The 1,631-nt window shown below is 55.6% G+C and carries 2 protein-coding genes; both read left to right on the forward strand.

Annotated elements, in window-relative coordinates; translation table 11 throughout:
• Positions 1–364 precede the first annotated feature (364 nt).
• Positions 365–595, forward strand: coding sequence for a hypothetical protein (locus GTF44_RS21910; RefSeq protein WP_171563501.1), 231 nt, complete (start codon positions 365–367; stop codon positions 593–595).
• Between the two features lie 687 nt (positions 596–1,282).
• Positions 1,283–1,450 (forward strand): strawberry notch-like NTP hydrolase domain-containing protein, encoded by a 168-nt coding sequence (locus GTF44_RS22730; RefSeq protein ID WP_171576066.1) that lies wholly within the window; start codon positions 1,283–1,285, stop codon positions 1,448–1,450.
• The last annotated feature ends 181 nt before the right edge of the window (positions 1,451–1,631 follow it).

Consider the following 1,631-nt stretch of genomic DNA (forward strand, 5'->3'; position numbering starts at 1 on the left):
TGCTGTTTAGCGCAGGATATCGCGCGCAAGGCGGTGACCCCAATCCCTACATTGGGTTTGCGCTCAGTCACAGGTTTTGAAGCGCAGCGCAAGTTCTCAATCCTACTCAGGCGCACCTGACCAAAGCCGCGTTTTCATTGATAGCCTTTCAGGCCAAGAGGCAAAACTTTCGTGTTGATAAAGTGAAAGTCCGATCGGCGCAGACCCAATCATAGTGAATGCCTATCTAAGCATAGGATTTTGGAATTTCTCAACATTGAAAAAAAGCAAAAGCTGAATGGGTCTCGAGCTCAGCCGGGAAACAGGAATTGAGCGTACAGTCTTCTACTTTCCCATCCAACTGATCGCCTGAAAGGAGTATGGAATGCGCATGGAAGTGATCCTTTTTGAAATCACATTCACTGCGGCGCCCGCAGGTACAATAAAGCATATTGTCAAACGCCCCTCTGAAGAGGCCGCGTTGTGCCGTATAAGGGCCGCTTACCCTGGTCAAACCCTCACGATCCATAGCATCCGGAGAAATGTTCGAGTACGTGACATCAATTCCAATCGTGCCGAGAGCCTGAAGGCCGACCTCGAAAAAACCAAGACGTAAGAGAAGACATCTTTTTCTTCCGATTTTCATTCTCGGAAAAAGGCGAAATCCAATGCTTTCCTCTGAAAAGACAGGTGAGCTGATCGCAACCCCTCAAATCTCAGATTTAAATCATACTCTTGATACCCGCTGTTTGAGCAACGTGATGACCCGCGCTCGGGGTGGACTGATGCCAGCGGGGTGTGGACCTGGCGCTTGGCCTTCGACCCGATGTAGATCGCCGCCAGCCGTGTTGTGCAGGTTGATGTCCGGAGACCACAAGGGATCCTTGTGCAACTGTCTGTACTGATGGATCGTCTGCCCATGGAAACACGCCGGTCCGAACGCCAGCTGTAACTTCAGCAATTCTCAACCCCGCTTGACTTGGCTTTTGCCACGTCCTGGGCGGTGCAGATTCGGTCGGATGACTTCGTTCTTGAGCCTTCGGCCGCCGCCGGAACCCTAGCGACCATGGCGGCGGCGCAGAGGCAAAGCTGCTGCTGAACGAGTTGGATCCACAGCGGCGGGCGCTGTCGCAGACGGCAAGTGATCAGACGGTCACAGATGACGATGCCGAGCTTATTGCTGATCTGATCGACGAGGGAGTCGCGCCGAGTGTTGTGCTGATGAACCAGCCTTCAGTGTCCAGTGCCACCCGGTTCGATCCGACTATTGCCGCGCGTCGATGCGCGGGTTCGCTCCGACGAAGTGGATGGTGCAAACACCTTTCGCCAAGGGTACTTCATTGGCGATGGCACCGGCTGTGGCAAGAGCCGCCAGGTGGCTAGCACAACCTTGGCCGGGGCTTCGCCGGACGCTACAAGGCGGTCTGGGACTCTAGGCCATGCTGACAAAAGACCTCGCACTGCGCACTGATTGTGCTTCAAGCTGGCCTCTACGAAGGAGGCCAGCTTGGCACGTGTCCTGATGTCGGAGGCGGTGTGGGGAGTCTAGAACACCACTTTCAGCCCTGCGCTTGCGCTGAGGGCGCTGGCATCCCCTGCGTTGCCGAGCCCGGTGGCATAGGAGGCCTCGCCGAACAGGTCCACGCGGTCAG

It is taken from the genome of Roseobacter sp. HKCCD6576-2, from assembly GCF_013179285.1.
GTDB lineage: Bacteria > Pseudomonadota > Alphaproteobacteria > Rhodobacterales > Rhodobacteraceae > Rhodophyticola > Rhodophyticola oceani.

Coding starts and splice junctions, on each gene's coding strand:
- GTF44_RS21910 (WP_171563501.1), top strand. CDS start 365: ATGCGCATGGAAGTGATCCTTTTTGAAATCACATTCACTGCGGCGCCC.